The sequence below is a fragment of the Vibrio lentus genome (assembly GCF_002875945.1).
Lineage (GTDB): Bacteria > Pseudomonadota > Gammaproteobacteria > Enterobacterales > Vibrionaceae > Vibrio > Vibrio apostichopi.
Map to the genome: position 1 here is coordinate 1 of NZ_MCZK01000152.1, position 25,108 is coordinate 25,108.

The 25,108-nt window shown below is 44.6% G+C and carries 20 protein-coding genes and 1 pseudogene; 8 read left to right on the forward strand and 13 right to left on the reverse strand.

Annotation, left to right across the window (positions count from 1 at the left end):
- Positions 1–17: 17 nt before the first annotated feature.
- From manA to BCT49_RS18680, 6 genes and pseudogenes are all read right to left on the reverse strand, one after another.
- Positions 18–1,112: pseudogene (gene manA / locus BCT49_RS18655) on the reverse strand (mannose-6-phosphate isomerase, class I); the annotation flags it as partial.
- Positions 1,113–1,380: 268 nt separating this feature from the next.
- The gene (locus BCT49_RS18660) at positions 1,381–2,721 is read right to left on the reverse strand and encodes an MFS transporter (protein WP_102437377.1); all 1,341 of its coding nucleotides are present in this window, start codon (positions 2,719–2,721) and stop codon (positions 1,381–1,383) included.
- An 8-nt stretch (positions 2,722–2,729) separates the two neighbouring features.
- Positions 2,730–4,226 carry a signal transduction histidine-protein kinase/phosphatase UhpB gene (gene uhpB, locus BCT49_RS18665; protein ID WP_102437344.1) on the reverse strand — a complete coding sequence of 499 codons (1,497 nt, stop codon included), beginning with the start codon at positions 4,224–4,226 and terminating at the stop codon, positions 2,730–2,732.
- Positions 4,226–4,834 (reverse strand): transcriptional regulator UhpA, encoded by a 609-nt coding sequence (uhpA, locus tag BCT49_RS18670; protein WP_102437346.1) that lies wholly within the window; start codon positions 4,832–4,834, stop codon positions 4,226–4,228. The genes uhpB and uhpA overlap by 1 nt, the downstream gene beginning before the upstream one ends.
- A gap of 147 nt (positions 4,835–4,981) precedes the next feature.
- Complete coding sequence (gene uhpT / locus BCT49_RS18675; protein WP_065111768.1) at positions 4,982–6,376, reverse strand: hexose-6-phosphate:phosphate antiporter; 1,395 nt, start codon at positions 6,374–6,376, stop codon at positions 4,982–4,984.
- A gap of 366 nt (positions 6,377–6,742) precedes the next feature.
- Entirely contained in the window at positions 6,743–9,658 is a 2,916-nt protein-coding gene (locus tag BCT49_RS18680) for an alkaline phosphatase family protein (RefSeq protein WP_102437349.1), read from the reverse strand.
- Between the two features lie 241 nt (positions 9,659–9,899).
- Between BCT49_RS18680 and BCT49_RS18685 the strand changes: the two genes are divergently transcribed.
- Positions 9,900–10,679 (forward strand): hypothetical protein, encoded by a 780-nt coding sequence (locus tag BCT49_RS18685; protein ID WP_102437351.1) that lies wholly within the window; start codon positions 9,900–9,902, stop codon positions 10,677–10,679.
- 213 nt (positions 10,680–10,892) lie between these two features.
- Here the strand turns inward: BCT49_RS18685 and BCT49_RS18690 are convergent, their stop codons facing one another.
- Positions 10,893–11,231 (reverse strand): DUF1840 domain-containing protein, encoded by a 339-nt coding sequence (locus tag BCT49_RS18690; protein WP_102437353.1) that lies wholly within the window; start codon positions 11,229–11,231, stop codon positions 10,893–10,895.
- A gap of 333 nt (positions 11,232–11,564) precedes the next feature.
- On the opposite strand from BCT49_RS18690, the gene BCT49_RS18695 reads away from it, so the two are divergent.
- On the forward strand, positions 11,565–12,755 hold the full coding sequence (locus BCT49_RS18695; protein WP_102437378.1) for a GGDEF domain-containing protein: 1,191 nt from the start codon (positions 11,565–11,567) through the stop codon (positions 12,753–12,755).
- Positions 12,756–12,787: 32 nt separating this feature from the next.
- On the opposite strand, the gene BCT49_RS18700 is transcribed toward BCT49_RS18695, so the two are convergent.
- A complete protein-coding gene (locus BCT49_RS18700; RefSeq protein WP_102437355.1) occupies positions 12,788–13,069 on the reverse strand; it encodes a hypothetical protein in 282 nt (93 codons plus the stop codon).
- A 158-nt stretch (positions 13,070–13,227) separates the two neighbouring features.
- On the opposite strand from BCT49_RS18700, the gene BCT49_RS18705 reads away from it, so the two are divergent.
- Complete coding sequence (locus BCT49_RS18705) at positions 13,228–14,094, forward strand: pirin family protein (RefSeq protein WP_102437357.1); 867 nt, start codon at positions 13,228–13,230, stop codon at positions 14,092–14,094.
- A gap of 198 nt (positions 14,095–14,292) precedes the next feature.
- On the opposite strand, the gene BCT49_RS18710 is transcribed toward BCT49_RS18705, so the two are convergent.
- Positions 14,293–14,574 (reverse strand): pyrimidine/purine nucleoside phosphorylase, encoded by a 282-nt coding sequence (locus tag BCT49_RS18710; protein ID WP_102437359.1) that lies wholly within the window; start codon positions 14,572–14,574, stop codon positions 14,293–14,295.
- Between the two features lie 309 nt (positions 14,575–14,883).
- Here BCT49_RS18710 and BCT49_RS18715 point away from each other — a divergent pair, with 309 nt between their 5' ends.
- Together BCT49_RS18715 and BCT49_RS18720 are read left to right on the forward strand one after the other, a co-directional pair.
- Positions 14,884–15,348: a DUF2850 domain-containing protein gene (locus tag BCT49_RS18715; RefSeq protein WP_102437361.1), complete on the forward strand. Its 465-nt coding sequence runs from the start codon at positions 14,884–14,886 to the stop codon at positions 15,346–15,348.
- Between the two features lie 385 nt (positions 15,349–15,733).
- Complete coding sequence (locus BCT49_RS18720) at positions 15,734–18,310, forward strand: glycosyl hydrolase family 18 protein (RefSeq protein ID WP_102437363.1); 2,577 nt, start codon at positions 15,734–15,736, stop codon at positions 18,308–18,310.
- Positions 18,311–18,472: 162 nt separating this feature from the next.
- Here the strand turns inward: BCT49_RS18720 and BCT49_RS18725 are convergent, their stop codons facing one another.
- Positions 18,473–19,321, reverse strand: coding sequence for an alpha/beta hydrolase (locus BCT49_RS18725; RefSeq protein WP_102437365.1), 849 nt, complete (start codon positions 19,319–19,321; stop codon positions 18,473–18,475).
- A 216-nt stretch (positions 19,322–19,537) separates the two neighbouring features.
- Positions 19,538–20,131 (reverse strand): TetR/AcrR family transcriptional regulator, encoded by a 594-nt coding sequence (locus BCT49_RS18730; protein ID WP_004732750.1) that lies wholly within the window; start codon positions 20,129–20,131, stop codon positions 19,538–19,540.
- Positions 20,132–20,306: 175 nt separating this feature from the next.
- Here BCT49_RS18730 and BCT49_RS18735 point away from each other — a divergent pair, with 175 nt between their 5' ends.
- Positions 20,307–21,263: an AEC family transporter gene (locus BCT49_RS18735; protein WP_102437367.1), complete on the forward strand. Its 957-nt coding sequence runs from the start codon at positions 20,307–20,309 to the stop codon at positions 21,261–21,263.
- 122 nt (positions 21,264–21,385) lie between these two features.
- A complete protein-coding gene (locus tag BCT49_RS18740; protein ID WP_102437369.1) occupies positions 21,386–22,426 on the forward strand; it encodes an acyltransferase in 1,041 nt (346 codons plus the stop codon).
- A gap of 124 nt (positions 22,427–22,550) precedes the next feature.
- On the opposite strand, the gene BCT49_RS18745 is transcribed toward BCT49_RS18740, so the two are convergent.
- The gene (locus BCT49_RS18745; protein WP_102437371.1) at positions 22,551–23,429 is read right to left on the reverse strand and encodes a 6-pyruvoyl trahydropterin synthase family protein; all 879 of its coding nucleotides are present in this window, start codon (positions 23,427–23,429) and stop codon (positions 22,551–22,553) included.
- 230 nt (positions 23,430–23,659) lie between these two features.
- Entirely contained in the window at positions 23,660–24,499 is an 840-nt protein-coding gene (locus tag BCT49_RS18750; protein ID WP_102437373.1) for an AraC family transcriptional regulator, read from the reverse strand.
- A 110-nt stretch (positions 24,500–24,609) separates the two neighbouring features.
- Between BCT49_RS18750 and BCT49_RS18755 the strand changes: the two genes are divergently transcribed.
- Entirely contained in the window at positions 24,610–25,086 is a 477-nt protein-coding gene (locus BCT49_RS18755) for a YHS domain-containing (seleno)protein (protein WP_102437375.1), read from the forward strand.
- Positions 25,087–25,108: the final 22 nt, after the last annotated feature.

A 25,108-nucleotide genomic window follows, 5' to 3' on the forward strand; every position in this document is an offset into this window, starting at 1 on the left:
AATTACGCAACAAAGCCACTCACTAGCGTTAAATCATCATCTATTGCCATTAAGATTTCAGCGCCGCTTGTGATGATTTCATCTTGCTTTGGGCTATGAAAAATATTGAAATTAAAATCACTAACCGGGATGTCATAGCTATCACATTGACCCAGCTTTGAGGGCGCTAGCAGCAAACGGTTAAACGGAATTGGATTGAACTCTGTGCAGGCAACTAACTCAGCGACATCAATGTGTTTTGGCGTTAAACCCGCGCGTAACACATTGTCTGAATTTGCCATAATCTCGAGTCCGGTACCTTTAATGTAAGCGTGCGGAGTATTCGCATTCAAATACATCGCTTCACCCGGCTTTAATGTGATCAAGTTAAGCAACAGAACACAAAACAGACCGATATCGTTCGGGTACTGATGGCTAAGTTCGATGATCAATGCAAATTCTGTTTGATCTTGGTGAGACGCTGCGTAAGTCAGAAGTTGCTCTAATGCTTGATGTTTACGTTGGTCATTCAACGTTAATAGATCACGGAAAAACGTCTCTAAACCTAGAGAATCAAGGTTATTGCCAAACTGTTCAACCAAACTAGCCAGCTCGCTCGAATCTAACTTTCTGAACAGACCTAATATTTCATCGAACTCTCGAAAGCCATTCATCGCTTGGTATTCAGTGACCGCGTAAACCAATTCAGGCTTGTGGTTTGAGTCTTTATAGTTACGATGCCCTGCGGTTAGAGGGATTCTTGCTTGCTCTTCTCTCGCAAAGCCAATTTCAGCTTGTCGCTTGTTTGGGTGCACCTGAACAGACAGCGCCTTTTCGGCCGCTAAGATCTTAAATAAGAACGGTAGCTCACCAAACGCCTGCGCAATATCGGTTGATAGGTAGGCCGGTTTATTCTTGTTAATCAGCTCAGATAGAGGCACTAAATGTTGGTCAAGCTTGACCATTGAGCAACCTTTCGGGTGTGCTCCCATCCAAACTTCCGCTTGTGGTTCTTGTGACTCATTTTTGAAACCAAACAGTTCACGTATCGAAGAAATACTTCCCCATGCATAGTTTTGGATGGTGTTTTCCATTGGGAAAAATGAGTGTTCTGAGAAGTGGCTGAGTGACATGGCGTTTTCCGTAGTGAGCCCTCTTAAGACAGTTCAAGAGAGCTGATTTCTAATAACGTGAATAATTAGAAAGACTACAGAGAGCGGTTAGAACCCACATGAGATAGGGTCTTAGGCGCAATAGGAAAAATTCTTAGAAACGGGTGAGATCGATGAAAAGCGTGAAAAGAATCACATTTGAATGCGACGTATAAAAAACGCTGAAGATAAGATAGCTGCGCAATAACCAGAGGACCATTAACAGCTATCTTATTGACGAAGAAACCCCTTACAAACCAGAGCGAGTCTCTGCACTTTTCTGAGGTGATTGAGCTTGTAAGAAAGGCAGTAGAAGTAGCCCGATAACGGCCGCACAGGTCGAGATGGTAATGAAGAACCCACTCCAACCGTAAGTTTCTAGAACGAGCGCTAATGGATAACCAGAAAGTGCAGCACCCATATAAGCAAATAAGCCTACAAAGCCTGTCGCAGCTCCAGCGGAGTCTTTATGTGAACATTCCGCGGCAGCCATGCCTATTAGCATTTGAGGACCAAAAACAAAGAAGCCAACACAAAACAGCCCAGCGGCTTGAAACACAAAGTTGGTTAATGGCATCAACCACAATGCAGAAACTGAAAGAAATATGCCGATGGCAAACAAAATATTCATCGGGCCACGGTTGCCACCAAACAATCTATCCGATCCCCAGCCAGCAACAAGTGAACCAACAAAACCGCCAATTTCGAACAGAGACAAAGCAGCATTGGCATTGATCAAACTGTAATGGTGTTCTTCGGTGAGATATAAATTACCCCAATCGTTGACGGCCGTTCTTACGATGTAAACCAACACATAACTAAAAGCGAGCAACCAAATGTACTTGTTGCTGAACACGTAAGTTTTCAATATTTCTCGATAACTTAACCCTTGCCCATGGCTCTCTTGCGCTAATTCTAGATGGTCATTACGCCACCTACCGACAGTAGGAAGCCCCATAGTCGTGGGCTTATCGCGTAAACGCCAACAAACGATAAGACCAATAAAAACGCCAATTACACCCGGCCAAATAAATCCAGAACGCCAACTAAACTGCAAAGTAAGATAGCCCACAAGAATAGGGATAAGCGCCCCACCAACGTTATGTGCTGTATTCCATATTGCCCAACGGAATCCTCTCTCGGAGCGGGAATACCAAGTCGTCAATAGCTTGGAACACGATGGCCATCCCCAACCTTGGAACCATGCATTGAGCACCCAAAGTGAGATGAAAGCCGCCAACGAACTTGAAAAGCCAAACGCGATATTGATCAAACCTGTCGCGATTAGGCCAAGTCCCATGAAATAACGAGGATTTGAACGGTCGGAGATCGTGCCTGAGATAAATTTCGATAAACCATAAGAAAGATAGAAGAGTGTGCCAATCAAGCCGATATCGCCTTTGTCCAATCCAAGATCAGTTATCATTGCTGGCGCGGCATAATTAAAGGTTTTACGAGTGAAGTAAAAACCGGCATAGCCAACATACATTCCTATCATGATGTGGAGACGCCAATAACGATAACTCTGATTGATCTCGTCATCGCTTAGAGTATGACTTTTTGACGTTGTTGAGCGCAGAAATCCAAACATATTCATTCTCACACTTTAGGTAATGTAACGCTGATATCGGAACCCGAAGATGATCCATTAGCGTTGATTGTCATCTTGCCGCCGAGCGCCTGAACACGCTCTTGCATACCACGAACACCCATTCCCTTGAGAAGATCTTGCGCTGTAAAGCCAACGCCATTATCTGATATCTGAAGATAAGCCTGATCACCCAAAATCAGTTCAATTTTAATCTCGCTCGCACTGGCGTATTTATGGGCGTTGTTTAGGGATTCTTGGCAAAGTCTGAAGAGAGTGACCTTAAGCGTATCACTCAAACATGAATAATCACCTTGCCAGTTTAACTGGATATCAACGCCGTGATCCGAGAACTCCATTTCCCGTATCAGCTGTTCAACGGAATCCTTTAGGTCAAGGTCGTCCAACATTTTAGGCCTTAGTTTTGTGAGTAGGCGTTTGGTGGTGTCATACACATTCAAAGACAATGACTCAATCGTTCCCGCACAGCGAACACTCATTTCAGCGGCATCGACACGCTTAATAATGCTTGCTTGAGTCCGAATTGCCGTGATGTTCTGACCGATTTCATCGTGTAGCTCACGAGCAATGTCACGACGAACCGATTCTTCAGCCGTGATTAGCTGACGTGAAAGATTTTGATTCCTAGAGAGCTCGCTGCGCAATTTTGAATTGAGGTCTTTTTGCTTTTGAACCGCAAGACCTAGCAATATGCCAGTGATGGTTTGAGCGGAAAGAGATAAGAGTAAATCGGTAATTTCGAGTTTGGACGTTCCACTGTGGGCAGCAATCAGCGCGACACTGTTTAATAAGGTCGCGAGCAAAGCGCCTTGCCACCCGTAACGAACGGCCAACAAGATAATAGGAATCGCCATGCAAAATGGGGCAAAGCGTCTGAGTTCATCTGGCAGGCTAGTCTGTATCAATATACTGGCCACCAGCAATACGCTGTATAACGCAATATGACGAATTTTAAACTCTACGGCATTGTAGATTAAGTAAGAGCTCAACGGTGCCCACTTGTTTTGAAATAGATAGTTCCAAACTAGATAACACATAGGGACGAGCATTAACCCACCCGTGATGCTCACCAACCACACCATATAAGTTGCAGGCACATGAGAACCGACGACAGCAACGTTGATCAGTGAAGTCACCATAATAATACTGGCCATGACCAACAAGTGCCGATTTTGGTCACCGTAATAATACCGTTTGGCAAATAGAGTGGCTGGAATGCTTAGTCCGCTGGCGATTAAAATGGTCAACCACTGGGGTTCATCAAGTAATAGAGCCAACGCGATCGCGAGCCCCCACTCTGCAACATAAATGGCCGGCCAATATTGTGTGCGAGTGTGCAGCGTCATTCCCAATCGAAGCGAGAATGGGAAAAGCAGAATGGCTAACTCAGGGTCATTAATAAAATAGAAAGCGATAACCCACAAACAAAACCATGCACAACCCGCCATAAAAACCCCGCACAGAGAGGTGGCTAGGTAAGAACGCATTAGTACGGTTCTTGAGTGAATAGTTTGGCTAACTCAACGTTGTTTTTAACATTCAGTTTGTCCATGGCATTAGCACGGTGCACATGTACCGTTTTATGGCTAACCCCTAACTCGACAGCAATAGATTTTACATCGAGCCCTGTCGCTAATAATTGACACACTTCGCTTTCTCTGCGGGTTAGCTGATTCAAAGAGGCTTTATTCTTTAGTGGTGTCGCGAGCTTTATTGCGATATCTGGCGTAAGGTAGCAGCCGCCATTTGCGCTCGTGTGTACAGCTTGAATTAACTCATCAGGACTGCAACGTTTACTGAGATAACCTTTAGCTCCCAGCTCTAATGACTTGTCAACCATCGCCGGAGAGTCATGCACGCTCAACATGATGCTGGCAATGCCTGATGGAATCTCTTCCAACAAACTCAGGCCACTTTCATCTTGCATTGAAATATCCAAGATAACGACATCTGGGTGACAACTTGGTAGCCCAAGGCGCGCTTCTGCCGCAGAGCTGAATTCACCCACGACCGTAATATCAGTTTCAAGACTGAGTAATTGAGCAAAGCCAGATCGAACAATGACGTGGTCATCAACAAGCGCAACATTAATCATGATATTAACCAAAATTAAGAGTAAGAAAGAAAAATAGCCCCGATAGGAGCTATATAAAATTAAGTTTATTGATAGAGATGATACTGAATCGAACTAACGATTGGTATGATCTCACGTGCTTTAATCCAATAAAGCACGCGAGACTAATTACGCGTTTTGAGCCGCTAGGTGCATCTTCTTGGCGTGACGAATCTTCTTCTCTTCCGCAACCGCAACGAATAGGAGTAACACGATACAAATGGCAGCTGAAGTATCCAGTGCTGCGAATGTCCCTTTCCAACCTGTTAAGCCGAAAATAGGCGTTCCGTCTGCAATCATACCGAGGCCAAGTTTGGCAAAGCTGTCACCAATTAGGTAAGCAAAGGTGCCTTTTACGCCATCCGCAACACTGATTGCTTTCTTAGGTACAAAACCTACCGCAGCAACACCAATCAACAGCTGAGGACCGAACACTAGGAAGCCAAGTACGAATAGTGATGCTAGGTACATGAACTCACTCGTTGCATTCTGGTAAAACTCTAGAGAGACAATAATCAGTCCAAGCGATACACAAGCAACTAAAGCACGACGGCCGTTCGCAAGGTCTGATAAATAACCCCACATCAGTGTGCCAACCAGAGCACCGACTTCAAAAAGAGTAAAGCCTGAAATCGCCGTTTCTTTTGATAGGCCTAGCTCTTGATACGCATAAACGGTAGACCATTGATCGATACCGATACGAACAATGTATAAAAAGATATTCGCGAAGCAGAGCAACCAGATCACTTTGTTTTTAAGAATGTACTCAACAAAGATCTCTTTTTTGGTCATTTGATTCTCTTCAGCAGCTGTATCTTCTTCGCTGATTTCTTCATCAAACAACTCTTCAACTGTACCTAAACCGTATGCTTCCGGAGAGTCATTACCAAAACGCATACCAATGAAGCCAACCACAATCGCGATGATAGATGGGAAAACAAACATACCAATAACGTTGCCATCAAATAGGTAGTTCGCACCAAACAGAGCAACACCAGCAGCACCCGCGCCACCCACGTTATGTGACATATTCCAAAGACCTAAATATGAACCTCGCTTATTACGAGGCGTCCATTTAGTAATGGTTGAGTAACTAGAAGGGCCACCCGTACTTTGGAAAAAACCACTCAATGCGTAGAAGGCAACCATCATGAATAAGCTAGCGCTGCCGCCACCCATACTGAAGCTGAAGCCCAACATGGCAATACCAGACAGGACAAGCATGAATGGCAGGAACTGCTTGGTGTTTTTACCATCGGCGTAATAGGAAACGACGGTTTTACCAATACCATAAGTAATTGAGAAACCCAGACCAATAAGACCTAGATCGGTCATTGATAATCCATAAGTAGAAATCATGTCGTTTTGCGCGACATTGAAGTTCTTACGGATTAAATACATGGTCAGATAACCAATGAATACGACTAGGTACGATTGCAGGAATGGTTTAAACCACATTTTTCTTCTAGTTTCGACCGGAAGATCCAGCGTCGGTTTTCTAACCTGATCTAGGAACTTTAACATTGTGAACTCTCTTGTTATTGATGAGGTCTGCACGGAACATGACTGACCATGCACTGTTTGCAATTTGATGATGAAATAATAAGAAGTCTAAAAAGCGACCGCATGAGAGAGGGTCTTAGAATAACTAGGAAAAATTCTTAGTTAAGAATCAGGCGTCATGAAAGCGTGAAGAGCATCACTTTGTTTAAAATGTGTTATGTAGTGAGGAGGTATTGGAAAGAAGTCGTTACTTAAGGTATTTAATAGGCGGCCTAAGCAAACTAAACATCAGTTGTATTGGGCAATTTATTGAAATCTAAAGTGGCTAATAAAAGCCACATTAGATTCACTTTACGGTGTCACCATCTAAAAGATAAAGAATTGGGTCTAATTGTTTTTAGGCACATCCAATTTATTCAGCAACGACGGATAACCCCAACCGTTCTCGCCTGCGACCACAGGTTCTCCGGTCAAATATTCAAACAGCGTAGGCGCTAAAGAACCGTTGGCTTCGATTTTCAGTGGTTGAGAGTTTTCACCAATTGGCGATCCCCAGAATCCTAGAAATGCATCTTTCTCTAGATAGTCTTCACCAGCATGACGACCAGGAACCTTGGTGTTGTAACCAATTCCGGCTTTCGGGAACAGGTTAATCGTGCCAGCCCTATCTTCAATGTAGATATTGGCCAGTTGATTAACGGAGTCTGGTCTTGGAGTCAGTTGGGTTAGCGTTGTCCACTCCACACTGCTACACCAGGTTGTGACATCTTCCTTGATCGCGCGGTTGATGCACTTTTCCACCAATCGAGAGTAGATGGCAAAGTCAGCTTTGCTTGGTGATGCCAAATACGGATTGAGCGTTTGTGTGTTCAGCAAAACTGGAGGTCGATTGGCATCCAAAGACTCATAGAAAAGCTTGTCGCCCTCGCGTGTGATCAATTCATCGACTCGCTTTAAATCACGGTTGCCGATTACTCGAACTGCGCAATTTTGTTGGTCACAAGCACTCTCTCTTACCACCATGTAATCTAGGCTTTCCGGTAAGCGTTGCACGATCTGAGCAATCGCATCAATACTCTCATCTTCAGGTGCAGCAAGTGGCGTCCATTGTTTGAGCTCTTGATAGATAGGTTGCACCTGCCAGCCTTGGCTTGAGTTAAAGAAATCCATCATAAAGTTACCGCCAGCAGTTGAGGCAACAACCACATCAATGTCTTTTGAGCTCGGATAGCTCAGAGCATTGGTGATTTTAGGTCCCTCACCTTCGTCTGATGATATTTTCTTAACGACTATTGGGTAATCTAGTTCTGCTTGTAAGCCTTCAAATACTTGCTTCTCAGGGTTAAGCGCGTAGAACACTGGTGTTAACCCGTGATCGCCCGCCATGCCCCACAGAGTTTTATCGTAAATACCAGCAGTGCGGTAAGTCGCTTCAATTTGACGAATCCAGTAATCCAATCGGTTTAGCTCTCCGGTTGGCATTAAAATCTCGTCACTAAAAGGACCCGTGAAGTGTGCGAAGTGATCCGGCCATGGGTTATAAACCAAGGTATAGTCCGGCATCCCTTTTCCATCGAGTTCGGCGAACTGTGTGATTGCCTGCTTCACCTGAACCTTCTTGGAATACTTGGTGAAGAAATCAAAACCAGAAATAGTCTGATACGCCTCAATATCTTCAATCAAGGATGCACGCTTATCTCGCAGAGTCACCTCAACTTCAGCACGTTCTTGAAGCTCTTTAACGCAGCGTTTCTCACCATAATCACGCAACGACTCTCCCAAACCTAAGTTCACGAGGCCGTCGTAAGTCGTGTGTGCATTCCAATCATATTGAGCGTTGCAGTTCAGCGTTTTGAGGTAATCAAGGCGATCAAACATGGTTTGTACCTTGTTGTCTGCCATCAACACATCCAACTGCAGCGCATCATTACCAAAGAAGTAATACGCACGATCGATCTCTCGATCAACAAAGTGAAAATTGGGAATGCCAGTACCACCTTGACCCGACACTTTTGCGCCAGTCTTAATTATTGGTAGGTTACGAACGCTGATTGTCGGAGTCGAAGAGATGCCAACTCGGCTAATATTGTCTCGATGCTCTTGATAGAGATTTTTGAAGAAAGGCAAATAGTGCGGATCGCGGTAAGTTTGTTCAGATAGAACTTCCATGAACCGCACCTGTTGCTGATGCTCAGGTTCAATCACCTCTTCAGCTTGAGGTTTGTATTGCGCTCGATTTTTATGATTTTGGTAAGCCACCGAAATGAAAGGCGCATTCTCATCGACTAAACCTTCAATTAAGCCTTGCTGTAAGCCATCGACCGTCACCTGAACCGCAAAGCGCTTATGCTGTTGGGATTCTAAGAACTGAATGAGTGCATCAGGCTGGTCACTGAACGCTTGTTGCATCCACTCATCGAGCGCTTCTTCACGTTCTTCTTTAAAAACAAATTGGCGGTAGGCTTTAAGTAAGTTTAAGCGTACAAAATCGATGAGCGTAATGGTAAGGGCTTGCGCTTTATTGTTCGGCTTGTCGGCGTTTTCTGGCTTGCCATCTTCAGCGATCGCGAGCATTGCTGACTTCATATCGCCTTCATCCATCCCAGAAGCCGCTTTATCGATTAACTCGACAATGATCGGTTGAATCTGAGCGATGATTGCCAAATCTTCAGGGCTGTTCGTTAAATAGGTGTAGTTATCAGGGAGGGTGTCCATATCTTGCCAAACACCGATTTCAAACAGCGCATCGTAAATAACGACCATGTTGGCAATGAAATGTTCATCAATGCGAATCCCTTCATGGTGGCCTGTCGCTTCCGTCGATGTATCTGGCTCTTTGTGCTCTGAAATCGGATCATTACCGACATAATAGAGACTATGTTCAAAGCCTTTTAACGCCTCATCATCATAAACGGTCGACAAGTACCCTTTGAATACATCTTCACTCCCCAAACCTGAGTAACGGTCGTAGTAACTATAGAGAAAGTAACCCAAAGGAATTGAATAAGTCGGGTTGGATAGCTGAGCGATCACTCGCGCTTTCGTTTTAGCATCCAAAGGCAACGCGAGAATGTACGCATCTAATGTTACGCCGCCAATCGTGAAAAGTGCCGCGTCGCGAGTAAGCGTGGCCGAGTAACTTAAACTTGAAAGCACCTGGTTTTTCAGAACTTCACTAGAACTGAATACGCCACCAATGACAGGCGTTGTCGAAATATCGGCAATGCTCGGCGCTGAAATAACCGCCAACGAAAGAGAGCTAACTAAACTCGTGTAGCTACGAGCTCGGAAATAGAGGCTCATCAAGTACCCTTTAGTTCGATGTATTTTTATAAATATAACTTATTGTTCCAGTTTACTTTAATTATCAAAAATATGTGTATTTGTGCTTATAAAAACATTGAGAATTTCATCGCAAGGTATGATTCTGCTCGTAACATTTGAAACACCTCGCAACAAATAAAACACTGTTCATAATTATCTCCTGACATTGTATTGATAAAGTCTTCTGCTCTTTATTTGTACACATTTTAAGGCCAAACTTATGAACTCGTTTACTAAAGCTTCGCTGACCGCAGCTATCAGTCTTCCATTACTTGCAGGGTGTGTAACACCTGGTGAGGACGATCCCAATGCAAGTACTAAGCAAGGTGCTGTGGGTGGTGCGTTACTTGGTTTAACGCTTGGCGCACTGACCGGTGAAGCGGATTTAGCGGTTCAAGGAGCCATGGTTGGCGGGTTAGCAGGAGGCGTAGCGGGTGCGAGTAATGACCTTCAGAACAACCGTGAAAACATCCGTCATGACAGCCGTAACGATGCGATTGCACAAACCGGTGGCACGCAAGCGTTAAGCCCTGCTAATACAGAAACAACACAGCAAAACTGGCAAGAGCTTAATAACTTCATTGGCGAATGGAACGTGACCATTCGTAACCATGTTGATACCAACAGCAATATTGATAGCCTTCAAGCAACGGGCAATCTGGCGAGTATCAGCCAAGCCAACATCAATATTGAAAACCAGCAAGGCGTTGAGCTCTCTGCACAGTTCTCTTATACCGTTGAACAAGGTTACCAACTGGATGTGATGAACGATGCAACAGACGTGACGGTTAACTTCGCAGGTGAACATCAGCCACAAGCGAATCGTTACAACTTCTACCCGACCAACATTCAAGACATCATTTACCAAGACGTGAACAGTGCTGATGTTCGCCTAGAATTGGCGATGGTGAGTGATAAGCTATGGATCATCGATAGCTACGCGTACATTGATGGTTCTGAGAAGAAGCTACAATCCATCCGCTTTAATAAAGCCAGCTAAAAGATAGAAACAACAAAGCCAGTCTCGAACCATTGCGATCACATTTGATCAGCATGACCGATACTGGCTTTGACAAACAGGCTCCATCAAACAGAGCCCGAACAGTCCATCTTAAATAATGGAGTTTAGATAATTCGTCTTAGATAATTAAACTTAAGCAATTGAGCTTAGCCAATTGAGCTTAAGCAACGAAACTTAAGCCATTAAATCAACCTACAAAAGCTTGCCGCTGCCGTCTTCCCACATCACTTCACATTCATCTTTGATGGCTGCCTTCAACAGTTCAACCAACGGGAAAGCTCGGCTGCCTATATTGACAGGCGCTTCAACGACCTCTTCATCATTATCGTCATCAGCATTCTCTTGCTCTATGGGTTTGCTCTGCTCTGCGGCGATCGCAGTACGTAAATCATCCAGAGCTTGAGGAACGTCTGGGGCATCAATTGCTCCTGGGATCGTGCCACTATGTCCAAGCATCTTAATAAACTGAAGACCGACCTCACCAAACATCGTGACGCTAGCATGAGCCTTGCAACTAAAAGTAATTAACATAATGAGCCTCTATCGAATTTAGGTATCTACAAACATTTAGCTATCTACAAACTATGTTGAGTAAATCATTGGAAAGCAAGTACATAATAATCAAATCGCCTCCACCAACCTGATCTTTGAATACCACCTTCTAGAGACGACCTGCACCGTCGGTGATGTACATCACTATTTATAATGATTTGATTATTCTTTCATATGAAACATTGATTACAGTCACACTAAATAGTTATCTAAGTCTCTGCGTAGCTTATTATTTAACCTACTATTAATACCATTATCAAAATCTTTGGCACAAATCACATGAAAAGGCTCGTCGGCAGACACCTAGAAGAAATGGCGGACATACGATCCACCCGCAAGCAAAAAATTGTTCACTCCTTTTCACTGACTGCCGCGGCGCTATTCATTTTTTACACTTGGGCTTATTTCCAAGGCCAGCATTACACGCTGTCGGTTTTCGAACTGTGTTTTGCACTTATCGCTATCTCAAATGCATTTTATGTAAGGAAAGTCGTTAACCCTGAGTATTCAGAATTAATCCTGAGCGGTGTTTTGCTGGTTCAAGGGGTCATCCTATTTTTGTACAGTCACGCCATTCCCGACCGAATCCTTTGGCTCTACCCTATTCTGGCAGCGGTGATTTTTATCAATGACTTCAGAATTGGAATCATCTTTAGCACCTCATTTTGTTTGTTTATCAGCACCCTGATTACCGCAATGCCCAATAACTTTTCTTTGCCATTTAACAGTACACACCGATTTATTCTTAGCCTGTTTACTATGAGTTTGGTGTGTCATACATCGGCCTATTACTACACAAAAGCCGTCAGCTATATCCAACGACTCTACAAAGAAGGCATTGAAGATCTGGCCTATCGAGACCAACTCACAGGCTTGGCCAATCGCTGGAGCTTTGAACGTTGGGCAGTCGAGAAGTTAGCAACAGTGGATAGCAAACGATCCCTCACCGCCTTGGTGTTTCTGGATATCGATGATTTTAAAAGTATCAACGACAGCTATGGCCACGATGTGGGCGACAGCGTCTTGCAACATTTTGCCAATCGCTTGAGCAACAATATTCGAACACGAGATCGAAAGAATCACGAATACGATTATTCCATCGCACGCTTTGCTGGAGATGAGTTCGTTCTGATGCTCTATGACATTCCAACTAGAAAAGACCTCGACGGTATTCTCGATAGAATATGTGGTTTATTTGAGAGCGGCTGTCAGACTAATGAAAGAATCAAAGAGCTTACACTCAGTGTTGGGGTTTCTTTGTATCCGCAAGATGCGACGGAATTGCATGAGTTAACAAGATGCGCCGATAAAGCGATGTATGTGGCGAAACACTCAGGGAAAAACCGATACGCTTATTATCACGACAACCCAGTATCAACCTTGATAGAAGAATTACCAACGAACCTCACCTGCTCAGAATCTGATGCATCTGAACTTGAAGATTGTCTTGAAGCGAAGGTGGAAGGAAACAATGTTACGCTGTTAAAAACGCGTCAGCGCTAGCTAGCCATTAATATCGCTTACAATTAAGCGAACTAACCAGCCATATACATAAGCCAAAGGCTCACTAACCCGATCACAATGATCCATATGACTTGTCGTGTTCGGTTTGGGTTATTGCCTCTAGGTCTCACTACCGTTTTAAAAGCGGCTTGCTTAGCCGACTGAAGAAACGGGGCTTCAATCTCACGTTTTTTCACGCGACGTTTAACAGCGCTATTCGCAACCTCGGTAAAACGTTGGCTTTGCTCCGTTGTAAAGTCGTTATCAAAGCCCATCCGACCGTGCCTTTCGCCATGTTTTTGCTGAACTGCCATAGCGGCCTCCTTGGCGGTCTACTCTATATTCAAGTATAGACATAATTTCATATTCTTACCTGTTCAAGATTTTCGAATAAGACACTCAACGCTATGCCATCTTCTTTTGAAATCAAATTACATAAACTACAGCTATTCAAGTTTATGAGGGTTTCAAAATGACGAATGTAAGAGCAGTAGATCATGTGATTGCAGCACATGCCACCTCCGATGGTGATGGCGTCAAAATCCAGAGACTCGCTGGTTTCAATAACACGCGTTTCTCTCCATTTTTGATGGTCGACGAACTTAAATCGGATGAAAGCAAAGACTACGTTGGTGGCTTTCCTCCTCACCCTCACCGTGGGATAGAAACGCTCACTTACATGCTTAAAGGTCACTTCCAACACAAGGACCACATGGGTAATGTCGGTGAACTTCGTAGCGGTGGCGCACAGTGGATGGCCGCGGGTCGTGGTGTGATTCACAGTGAAATGCCAATGATGGAAGAAGGCGCATTGCACGGTTTTCAGATTTGGATAAACCAGCCTGCAACACACAAAATGCAGCCAGCGCAATACCATGACTTCCAAAGTGAAAGCATTGCAGAACATCAAAACGAACAAATCGGTTTACTGAGAGTGATTTCCGGTGGGCTTGAACTGCATAGCCAAGCTGACGCAGACGCTATACAAGCACAAGGTCCATTACAAACGACAGGTGTGCCATTAAGCGTTGCGGATTGGCGAGCAAGTTCAGGGCAAAAAGTGACGTTAGGGACTGATGTTAACCATAATGCTATGGCTTATGTTTACCGAGGCACGATTCAGATCGGCGACAAAGTCATCAACCAAGGTCAACTGGCCCTACTAACAAAAGCTGAATTATTGTCTTTGGAAAGCCTAGAAGATTCAGGTGTGCTGATTTTTTCTGGTCAACCGATTAATGAACCGGTTGTGCACTATGGTCCGTTTGTCATGAACTCGATGGAAGAGATTGAACAGACTATACAGGATTACAACAACGGTGTTTTTGAGACTTACTGATTTACGATGTCTTGGCTTTGAGCTTTGAGCTTTGAGCAAGATATTGAAGAGATTTTGCAACGAACAACGAATTTTGGTCGTCCATTTGATGACTGTAAAAACAAGTGACACTATCCACTGCCGGGTTATCTATCACTTATTTAACCACGCTCTTAGAGCGTGGTTTTTTCTTATTAATCGAAACTAAAACCTAATTTCTTATAAGTACTCACACAAGTAAGCCGTTGCTTCTTTTACTTGTAGGTCGAAAGAAGAATCGCCCGCAACGTCAAAAGACTCGCCAGATTGGTATGTTGTCCAATCTTCATCACCAACACGCTTTACAATCAGAGCGCCTTTTACAACGGTCATCTTTTCCGGAGCTGCGGTACCGAATGTGTATTCGCCAGCAGCCATCACACCAACACTCACGTCAGCACCAGATTGGTTAAACGCTAACGACTTAACGCCACCATCAAAGTATGTATTCTCTTTAATCATTGTACTTCCTTGTTATCTTCAAATTGCAATTATTGGGCTTCAATGAATCAGCCTATGCGTAAATTCACGTGATAATTGTTTTAACCAATTCACGACATTCCTACAAGAAATAAATACGCATAGCTTAAGTCTTTTCTACAATAGAGATGCATTGACTGAACGAATACCATCAGAAAAACTTAAAATTAGCCAAAGCAACCCATTTATCTAGAACATTCGATCCTGCTTCTAACTCTCGCAACTATCTTTGCAAACTAAGGTTTTAATTTATAGTATTTAAGGCAGTATGAGTAAGGAAATGACGAGAACATGGCGAAAAAGAGCACTAAAATAGCAGATCTATTTGCCAACTCGTTACGTTACCTTTTTCTATTGGTTGCCGCTATCATTGCTCTCACTGCAGGGTATTTAGCCTATCAAACCCACCAACAATCCGTCAGCCCAAGTAATGTCCACGGCACATGGATAGAGATTGGCGCTCCCCCCTACAAAACTGACATCCTGACTCTTTCCGACAATGGCGTGATGATGAACCATCGCTTCATCAGTACTTCGTTTGATTTTGATGGCAAAGTTGTCACGATTAATACAGGATCTGGGGCAACGGTTTATACGATAAGCGGTACCTACGACTCCCCTCGTTTAAAACGACTCGTTCCAAGCGTCCCTTCACAACAGTTCATTAAAGAGGGCTATGAAGACACGGCTGCGGGTGATACCCACAGTGTTATGCAGCAAAGACGCGCTTCATTAGCGGAACAATTCAAACGATAAACTCCTTCATTTTTAGAACAAGCATGTCTTTTACGTAAAACCTATCTCTGTTCGATACATCCAACTCTGTGACTCTCCTTCAAATGACGATATTTTCTTATCATTTGTCGCATCTTTTCATAACTTCATGTCGCGTAATTTCACTTATGAGATTTTCATTCTGAAGACGGTTTTATTTTATAAAACATGGACTCAGCCTCTCATTCATTAAGCAACAGAATTGTAACAAGATACAATTTTTTAGTTGTCCATCGAAAACGTATTTATTTTCAGTTATGAAATTAAAACTCTCTCGAATACTGACTGGGAAGCTCCTTCAAAACTGACTGGAGCCGTTTATGGGGCCATTTGGTTCTCGTAACCTTCAAGGAATGAGAGAAATAGTATGATTCGTATTAATACCTGTGCGGCAAGCATTGCTCTAGCGCTATCAGGTACAGCATTAGCTGCACCAACAGCACCTAGCATCGACATGTACGGTTCCAACAACCTGCAGTTTTCTAAAATTGAACTCGCGATGGAAACCACTTCTGGCTACAACCAGATGGTTAAATATCACGACAAAGCAAAGGTCGACGTTAAATTCAACCAATGGAGCGGAACGTCAGGAAACACTTACAACATCTACTTTGATGGCGTTAAAGTGGCCACAGGCCCAATCACTGGCAGCCAAACCACGGCTTCATTCGAATACGGTCAAGGCGGCTTGTTCGAAATGAAAATCGAAGCGTGTGATGAAACAGGCTGTAGCATAAGTGCACCCGCTCAGATCACCATCGCCGATACCGATGGCTCACACTTAGCACCACTTGCGATGAACGTGGATCCAAACAACAAATCATACAACACAGACCCAAACACGGTAGTCGGTACTTACTTTGTTGAGTGGGGTATTTACGGTCGTGATTACACCGTTGATAACCTACCCGCTGACAACTTGACCCATATCCTTTATGGCTTCATCCCAATTTGTGGTCCTAATGAATCAGTAAAATCAGTAGGCGGCAACAGCTACAACGCACTCATGACAGCTTGTCAGGGTGTTAACGATTACGAAGTAGTGATTCATGACCCTTGGGCAGCTTTCCAGAAGAGTTTCCCTCAAGCCGGTCACGAATACAGCTCACCTATCAAGGGTAACTACGCAATGATGATGGCGCTAAAACAGCGCAATCCAGACTTGAAAATCATCCCATCGATTGGTGGTTGGACACTGTCTGACCCGTTCTTCGATTTCACGACAAAAGCGAACCGCGACACGTTCGTTGCATCGGTTAAGAAATTCCTCAACACATGGAAATTCTACGACGGTGTCGATATCGATTGGGAATTCCCTGGTGGAGGCGGTGCTGCTCCCGATCTTGGTGACCCTGTGAATGACGGCCCTGCTTACATTGCATTGATGGCAGAACTACGCGTGATGCTAGATGAGCTAGAAGCTGAGAACGGCCGTACTTACGAGCTAACATCAGCGATCGGTGTTGGTCACGATAAGATTGAAGACGTGAACTACGGCGATGCTATCCAATACATGGATTACATCTTCGCAATGACTTACGACTTCTACGGCGGTTGGAACAACGTGTTGGGTCACCAAACAGCACTAAACTGCGGTAACTTCATGCGCCCTGGTCAATGTGATGGCACAGGACTTGATGAAAATGGCGAACAGTACACTGGCCCTGCTTACACCACAGACAACGGTATCCAATTGCTGCTTGAGCAAGGTGTTCCAGCGAACAAACTTGTGGTTGGTACAGCGATGTACGGTCGTGGTTGGGAAGGCGTATTACCATCATCACTTTCAGATCCAAGCGATCCAATGACAGGCGTGGGTAATGGCAAACTGACCGGCAGCTCTGCACAAGGTGTATGGGAAGATGGCGTTATCGATTACAAAGGCATTAAAGCGAACATGCTTGGTGCAAACAACCAAGGTATCAACGGCTTTGAATATGGCTACGACGAGATGGCAGAAGCGCCTTACGTTTGGAACCGCACTTCAGGCAAGTTGATTACATTTGATGATGACCGCTCGGTAAAAGCAAAAGGCGCGTACGTTCGTAGCCTTGGCCTTGCGGGTCTATTCTCTTGGGAAATTGATGCAGATAACGGCGATATCCTGAATGCAATGCATGAAGGTCTAGCAGGTGGCACGACAGATCCTGTAAACCGTAAACCAACGGCAGCTGCGGGTGCAGATCAATCGGTTGAAGGCCCGGCTTCTGTTTCTCTAGACGGTAGCGCTTCAAAAGACAGCGACGGCACAATTGCTAGTTACGCTTGGTCACAAGTAAGCGGAACAGCAGTAACTCTGGCCAACGCGAATGCGGCTGTTGCGAGTTTCGATGTTGTTGAAGTAGCACAGCAAGAGACACTTACCTTTAGCCTAACCGTGACTGACAACGAAGGCGCTACATCCGCCGACACTGTTGTTGTAACGGTAAACCCTAAAGACACAGGTCCAGTTAATACCGCTCCAGTAGCAGTAGTTACCGCTCCAGTAGCAGTAGTTACCGCTCCAGTAGCAGTAGTTACCGCTCCTTCTGAAGTAAATGCGGGTGATGTAGTAGTGGTTGACGCTTCGGCTTCTAGTGATGCAGACCAAGACACACTGACCTTCACATGGGATGTACCAGCAGGTATTAACGCAACAGTACAAGGCGCTTCGGTAAGCTTTGTCGCGGCGGAATACACGCAAGATACGGTTCTGAACTTCTCAGTGACCGTCAGCGATGGCACGGATACATCGGTAGCCGCTGCATCAGTGAAAGTCCTCAAGAAAACCACAGGCGGTGGCACATGTACTAACGCTTGGGATTCAAGTGCGGTCTACACTGGCGGCGACCAAGTGACTCAAGGCGGTAAGGTTTGGGAAGCGAAATGGTGGACAACAGGTGAAGATCCAACAACGACAGGCCAATGGGGCGTGTGGAAAGAGATCGGTCCTGCAAGCTGCTAACAAAAATAGTGTTTAGTTAAATACTGACTAAGCATCAACTAAACCCCTAAAACAAAGGCCAACCAGAGAATATCTGGTTGGCCTTCTTATTTACGTTTTCTGTTCTTTTAGATTACGATCTTTTTACTGATAGTCTTTTTAAGTCCGCTCGTTGGGTTGGGTTTAGCCAATTAAGCTATCAAAGCTCTCGAATACTTGTGGGCACTTCATCACTCGCCCGTGGCCTTGGCCTTGAGTCGCAATCAAGGTAACGCGACCCATTTCATTAGCTGCACGCTGAGACACATCAAACTTAGTAAACTTGTCTTGCTCATCATGAACAATGATCGTTTGAGACTCACGAAGCGCTAGCTTTCCATAAGGATCGACAGACTGAATCGGGTAGTTGAACTGCTCTTCCACTTCACCTACCACAGCCTCAAATAACTTCATCGAGTAACCAGAACGAGCCACGCTACCAAACAGGTTTTCTAGATAATCCAACACAGGTGCAATCAGCAACAAAGGTTTGTTTTCTAATTTAACGTGCTTACATTCCAACGCTGATGCGGTACCCATGCTGTGACCCACCAAGCCTGCCACTTCGCCAACCGAATCTAGAATCGCTTCCAAGCCGTTCACAAATGCAGGGATATGACCATGTACGCCATCACTGCCACCATGAGCTGGGTGATCATAAGCCATTGCAGTAAAGCCTTTAGCAGCGATATGTTCCATCAGAGGAAAGAACTGACTCGCAGTGCCTGACCAACCGTGGGTAAGCACCCAAACTGGACCAGAACCCAAAGAATACGTTTTTATAACGCCATCACGACCTTCGATTTCACTCTTGATCAGCCCTTGTGGGTCGGCATTTTTTTGCTCGGTACGCATCGGAGTGAGCAGCAGTTTACGCGCGGTTTTCTTTGCGTGGCTCGGTGCTAGGATGTAATGCAGATTGGTTGTTGCGCCAATTAGGCTGCGCTTGAAGCTGAACTTGTTCGATGTATTAAAATAGATTTTGTCACTCATGACCGTTCCTTGTATCGCCATCTTAGTTGGCGGATCGAGCTCGGCCCTAAAAATCGAACGACCGTGCTATTTGTTGATATAAAAAATGGCGCTACTGCTGCTTATAAAAGTTGATCGCAACTTATCGCCACTTCTCTAAAATTTGTATCAGCCTGACTAAAGCAAAGTTCACATACTTTACAAATACAATGCCTTGCGAACTAATTGGTTTACGAGTTAAACCGCTTTCCAGCTAGCGACCAAGCGCTCAACACCACTCCAAAAATGCGTATGGCTCGCTTGCTGCCCTCGCAATGAGTAAAACAAGTTCGCACTTAAATACAGACCATATAACTCAAAAGTTGCCTGTTTAGGGTCTAAATCAGCCCTAAACTGTTTGCTCTCAACCGCTTTTGCTACCTGAATCGTCAAGTAATCAATCCACACTGAAATGGTTTTCTGCAGTGCCTTCTGAATCACAGACGTTTCGCTGCCTGCATCTTTCCAAGCATCAATAAACATGCAGCTGCCTTGGAATGAATGATTCCAACCCAGCCAATTATCAAGCAGCTGTTTCAACTTCGCTTCAATATCACCATCACCCAACTCTCTCGCAGGAATGATGACTCTTTCAGTGAATATGGCATTGGAATACTCGAGTACAGAGAGTTGCAGGTTCTCTTTAGAGTTGAAGTGCGCGAACAAACCACTCTTAGACATGCCACACTGCTTGGCTAATTCGCCAATCGTTAAACTCTCAAGACCATTTTCGCTCGCAAGTGCGAATGCATGACTCAAAATATACTCTTTGGTTATCTTTCCTTTGCTCATTATTCACCAATAATAAATCTGATGCTTTATTTTTAGCACGTTCGTACTTTTTTTCAAGTTTTTTGCTTAACCCTTGGTATTCATTTTGTATTATCAAAGAATTGTGGAAAAATGCGACAGTATTCAAAGGAATTTGAGTTAACCGATTATTGAGTTTAATAACTAGGGAAAGAGAATGAGCACACTTTGGGAACAGTTTGCGTTTTCGGCATCAGTAACAGGCCCTATCTGTTTAATGCTGTTTCTTGGCGTGATGCTCAAGCGAATCGGCTTAATCAATGACAATTTCATTGATGTCGCATCCAAGGTGGTGTTTCAAGTCACTCTACCCGCGATGCTGTTTTTGAGCATTGTTCAGTCTAACCACGACTTTGCCGCAAGTGGAAAGCTCGTCATTTTTGGCTTAGTCGCCAACCTTGCCTTCTTCGTATTCACCACAGTGAGCACCAAAATAGCCTTTAAAAAACCTCAAGACCAAGGCGTAATCGTACAAGGTGGCTTTCGTGCCAACACTGCTATTATCGGGCTTGCTTATGTTGCCAATATATACGGCAACGACGGTGTCGCGCTCGCTGCTCTTTATGTCGCATCGCTGACTGTTCTCTATAATATTCAGGCAGTTATCGCGCTCACCCCAAAAGGTCAAGAGTCGGGTGACAAAGCCATTCAAGTGATTGTTAAAACACTCACCAAAAACCCTCTTATTATATCGATCGCTATGGGCGTCTTGTTCTACTTACTGTCGATCCCAGTACCAAAAATGGTAACAGACGCAGGGCAGTATTTTGCCAATATGACGTTACCATTAGCCCTGCTATGTACTGGCGGATCACTTGATATACGCTCTCTGAAAAAAGATAAAGGCCCAACTTGGTTCTCTACCGGATACAAACTGGTTTTGGCTCCACTACTGATCACTCTGGCTGCTCTATTCTTCGGTTTTAGAGGCTTAGATCTTGGTCTTATTTTCTTGATGAGCGCAGCGCCAACCGCAGCTGCAAGCTATGTTATGGCGCGTGCGATGGGTGGGAACTCCACATTGGCCGCCAATATTATCGCGCTAACAACTGTCGTTTCGCTTATCACTTGTACGCTTGGCATATTTGCATTAACTGCAATGGATTTAATATAGCTGCGACAGGCTTCAAAAAATCAATATAAGCCTTAAATCAAAGGCCTCCAGCTTTGATTTAGGACTAACTGATTCCACATAAAGACTGTTAGATTTTACGAAATTTTTCTTAGAGATCTTATATGTCTTGCGTTCAATATACGCCTTCACAGCGCATCGCCAGTATCGAGTTAGGTCGAGTGATTGCTATCTTGGCGATCATTGGCTTACACGGCCAGATGGCACTTACTTATTGGCAAATCGATGACGTGCCATGGATTGGTTATGTGCTTAACCAAGCTGCTCGCTTCGCTGTGCCTCTGTTCTTCCTTATTTCCGGCTATCTGATCCAACCTAAGCTTACAGCGTCGCCTTGGACAACCTTCATCAACTACTCCAAACCACTACTCAAAGTTTGGTTGGTATGGAGTGTCATCTGCCTAGTCATGCCATTTAATCTCGCTAAGGTTGAAGAATTGGGTTACTTAGGCGAACGCCAAGGCTACTGGGGCTTTTTAATGAACACCCCGCTCAACTCTTTCTTAGAGGGTGGGCTGGTTCACTTGTGGTTTATTCCTGCTCTGGTATGTGCAGTTTTGATCATCGCTCTAATGGTTGAAATGAAACTCGACAAACTCCTATTGCCAGCGGCTATTCTGCTTTATGTGTATGGTGTGTTGGCGGGCAGCTATGCGAGCTTAACCGATCTAAGCGCGCCATTCTTCACCCGTAACGGCCCGTTCTTTAGTACGTTAATGGTGACCTTGGGCTTCCTTATTCGTCAGCATCAATGGAAAGTATCGTCAGCCAAGGCGTTGGGGTTATTAGCGTTAGGCATGTTGATTCACTTTGCTGAGGCGGCATGGCTAACCACGTTCGACATCGCATTCAACATGAATGATTTCTTGTTTGGGACTGCTCTGTGGGGAATGGGCGTGTTTATGTGGCTTCTGGCTAATCCAAACATCGGTGATTACGCGTGGGTTCGTGCTATCTCGAACCGCATGCTAGGTATCTACGTTTGCCATTTGCTGATCATTGTCGTGCTGTTCAATGTTTGCGGAGTCTTGGGTATCACGGAACTCGCTAAAGACGTTACCGTGTTCTTCGGCACCTTTATCCTGAGCTTTATGTTGGTTGCTGGTATCGAAAAAACGCCACTACGACACGCGCTGCTTCGTTAATGTTTGTGCCTAAAATCATCAGCTAAATCACTTTTAAACAGCCACACAAAAGAAAGGCAAGATAACTTAATATCTTGCCTTTCTTTCATCATATCGGAACCGAGATTATCTCACTCGTGAGGTGCTATAGGAACGCCATCGCGCCTTTACCTACCCCTTCATAAGCGACGATTTGTAGTGACTGGTTTTCTGCCAAGCTTGGGGCAACTTGATCCGCAATATAGCCTGCCAGTAATTCAACCGTGGTATCTGTTGGTAAGATTTCCGTTTCACTCTTAGCAATCGCTAGCTCAAATTCGCCTTGAGGTGCGGTGTAATAGAAACCATAGTGGCTTTCATCATTAACGCTTTGTGCGTGTTCACTCAGGTTCAGTGAAGAGACCGAAACTTGGTCTTCTTTAGAACCTAAATAAATATCTTCCCAACGCTGAGCAAATGCCTGCTCGCGCTGTTCGTCACGCTGACCATCAACCAAAATTTCGACAGGAGAACGGTGGCCATGTGCGATGCGCTGACAGTTGCCATCATGCTTTTTCAAGCCGTGAGTATAGTGGTAGAACGCACCATTAATGTTTTCATGGCGAAGGGTAATCTCTAACCCTGTGACGTTACTTGGAAGGTTGTCGCGAAGAATATTATAAACGTGTGCGGTCACACTCTCGATGGTGATCGCCTCTGCATCAATCAGGCAGTATGCTTCATCAGGGCAGTGCAAATATAGGCTCTTGTCACCACGTAGAACATCTACCTTAGAGTAACCGGCTTTACTTGCTTGATGCACGATTGCAGCGTTTTTCATTGGCAGCAGTAAGCGGTGATCAACATGTTGATCAACCAGCTGTTTGATCTGTTTTTTGACTCTGCTAAAGTCCAGAACCATGCTCATTTCGTTCAGTTCACCAGACATGGTGACATCTAAAATCCAACTATCTCCTACGACCCCTCTGTGTTCACAGATATATGAAGAATCGATAACGGTAAGGTCTCTTACAAATAGGTTCAAGTTAAACTCCTTAGTGCTTTAATGAGATACGGGAGGCTGAATAATGTTCAGCAGGCACTTCGTCTCATTGATGTCTGATAAAATAGGACGGGCAGAATGTTACAACGAGCTTATAAAGTCCACCTTTTTACACCGTCATTCGAGAAATGAACAAACTACGCTCAATTTCCGCTAAAACATAGACTAGCCGCATGCTAATAGCCACATTTCAGCTAGGGTTGCCCAGCGATTCACGACACATTTTGTTTTAGCCACAGACGCGGCGACATTCCCGCAACGTGCTGAAAAGCTCGAGCGAAGCCAGAATAGCTGTTGTACCCCACTTCATCCGCCACCCAATTGATGGGCTTATTCTGTAGCAACAACGACTGAGCCACAGACACCCGCCATTTTTGTACGTAGTCACCTGGGGTTTCGCCCACTTCACGCTTGAACGCTTCTATAAACTGAGTTCGAGACATAGCTGCCAATGAAGCCATTTGCTCTATCGAAAAGTGGCGAGCAGGCATTAGATGAATCGCAGTAACGACCGGAGCAAGCCGCGGATGAGCAAGCGCAGAAAATACGCCTTGATCGATTTGTTGTTGTTCAATGAGATGGCGGAAAATCAAAGCCATTAACGCATCACTCAACTTATCCATTAAGTATTGCTGCCCTGATGACTGTTGTCCTGAGAATGCTTGCCCCGATTCTCGAAATAACACCTCTATTACTGGCATTAAGTTAGGTGCGTCCTCAAACGGAATCACGATCACATCCGGTAGCGCAGACAACAATGGATTCATCTGCCCTGCTCGATATTCCACACTCGCACACACGATCTCCGCGCCATCTCCGACACCTTCAATTGCGTGTGGTGTGCTGTTCGGCAGATAAATAATACAGGGCTGAGAAAGCTGTCTGCATTCCATATAAGCACTAGACAAGGTCAACTCACCGGCACTCAATACGTGAAGGTGCCCCTCTTTGCCTTGTTGCGCGTTAAACGACGACACTCCACACAGGTTCCCAGAATAGAAAACGCCAGTGCGTATCGAGAAGTGTTCCATTAGTTGTGACAGCAGATCCATGCATCCTCCGAACGATTCGCTTACTTTTTAGTTCTTTTGTCCCTTTATAGACCGGACGAGTGGGCTAAATTACTTCAAACAAGATAACTAACACTGACAAGGAACTTGATATGTCACACATGAAATCGACCAGTCAAAAAATCACGCTATTGGCCGCGCTACTTGGAACTAGCTTTTCTTTAATGGCCGCAGACCTTGATATGAGCGTCGACAACAATGACCTCGCCATTAAAGGTTATGACCCTGTCGCTTACTTTGCCAATGAAGGGCCAGTTAAAGGCACATCAGAATTCACAGCGACTTATAAGAATGCGATTTATAACTTTGTGAGCAGTGAAAACCGAGATGAATTCCGAACCAACCCACAAGCTTATGCACCTCAATATGGCGGCTATTGCGCCTTTGGTGTGGCAATGGGTAAGAAATTCGAAACCGACCCTTTAGCTTGGAAAGTAGAAGATGGGAAGTTGTACCTGAACTTAGATAAGTCGGTTCAAAAGCGTTGGTTGGAGAACACACAAGAATTCATCCAAGACGCCAACAGCAATTGGACCACGATAAAAACCGTCGAAGCCTATAAGCTTTAAGTTTGAAGTGGTCAAGTAAAAC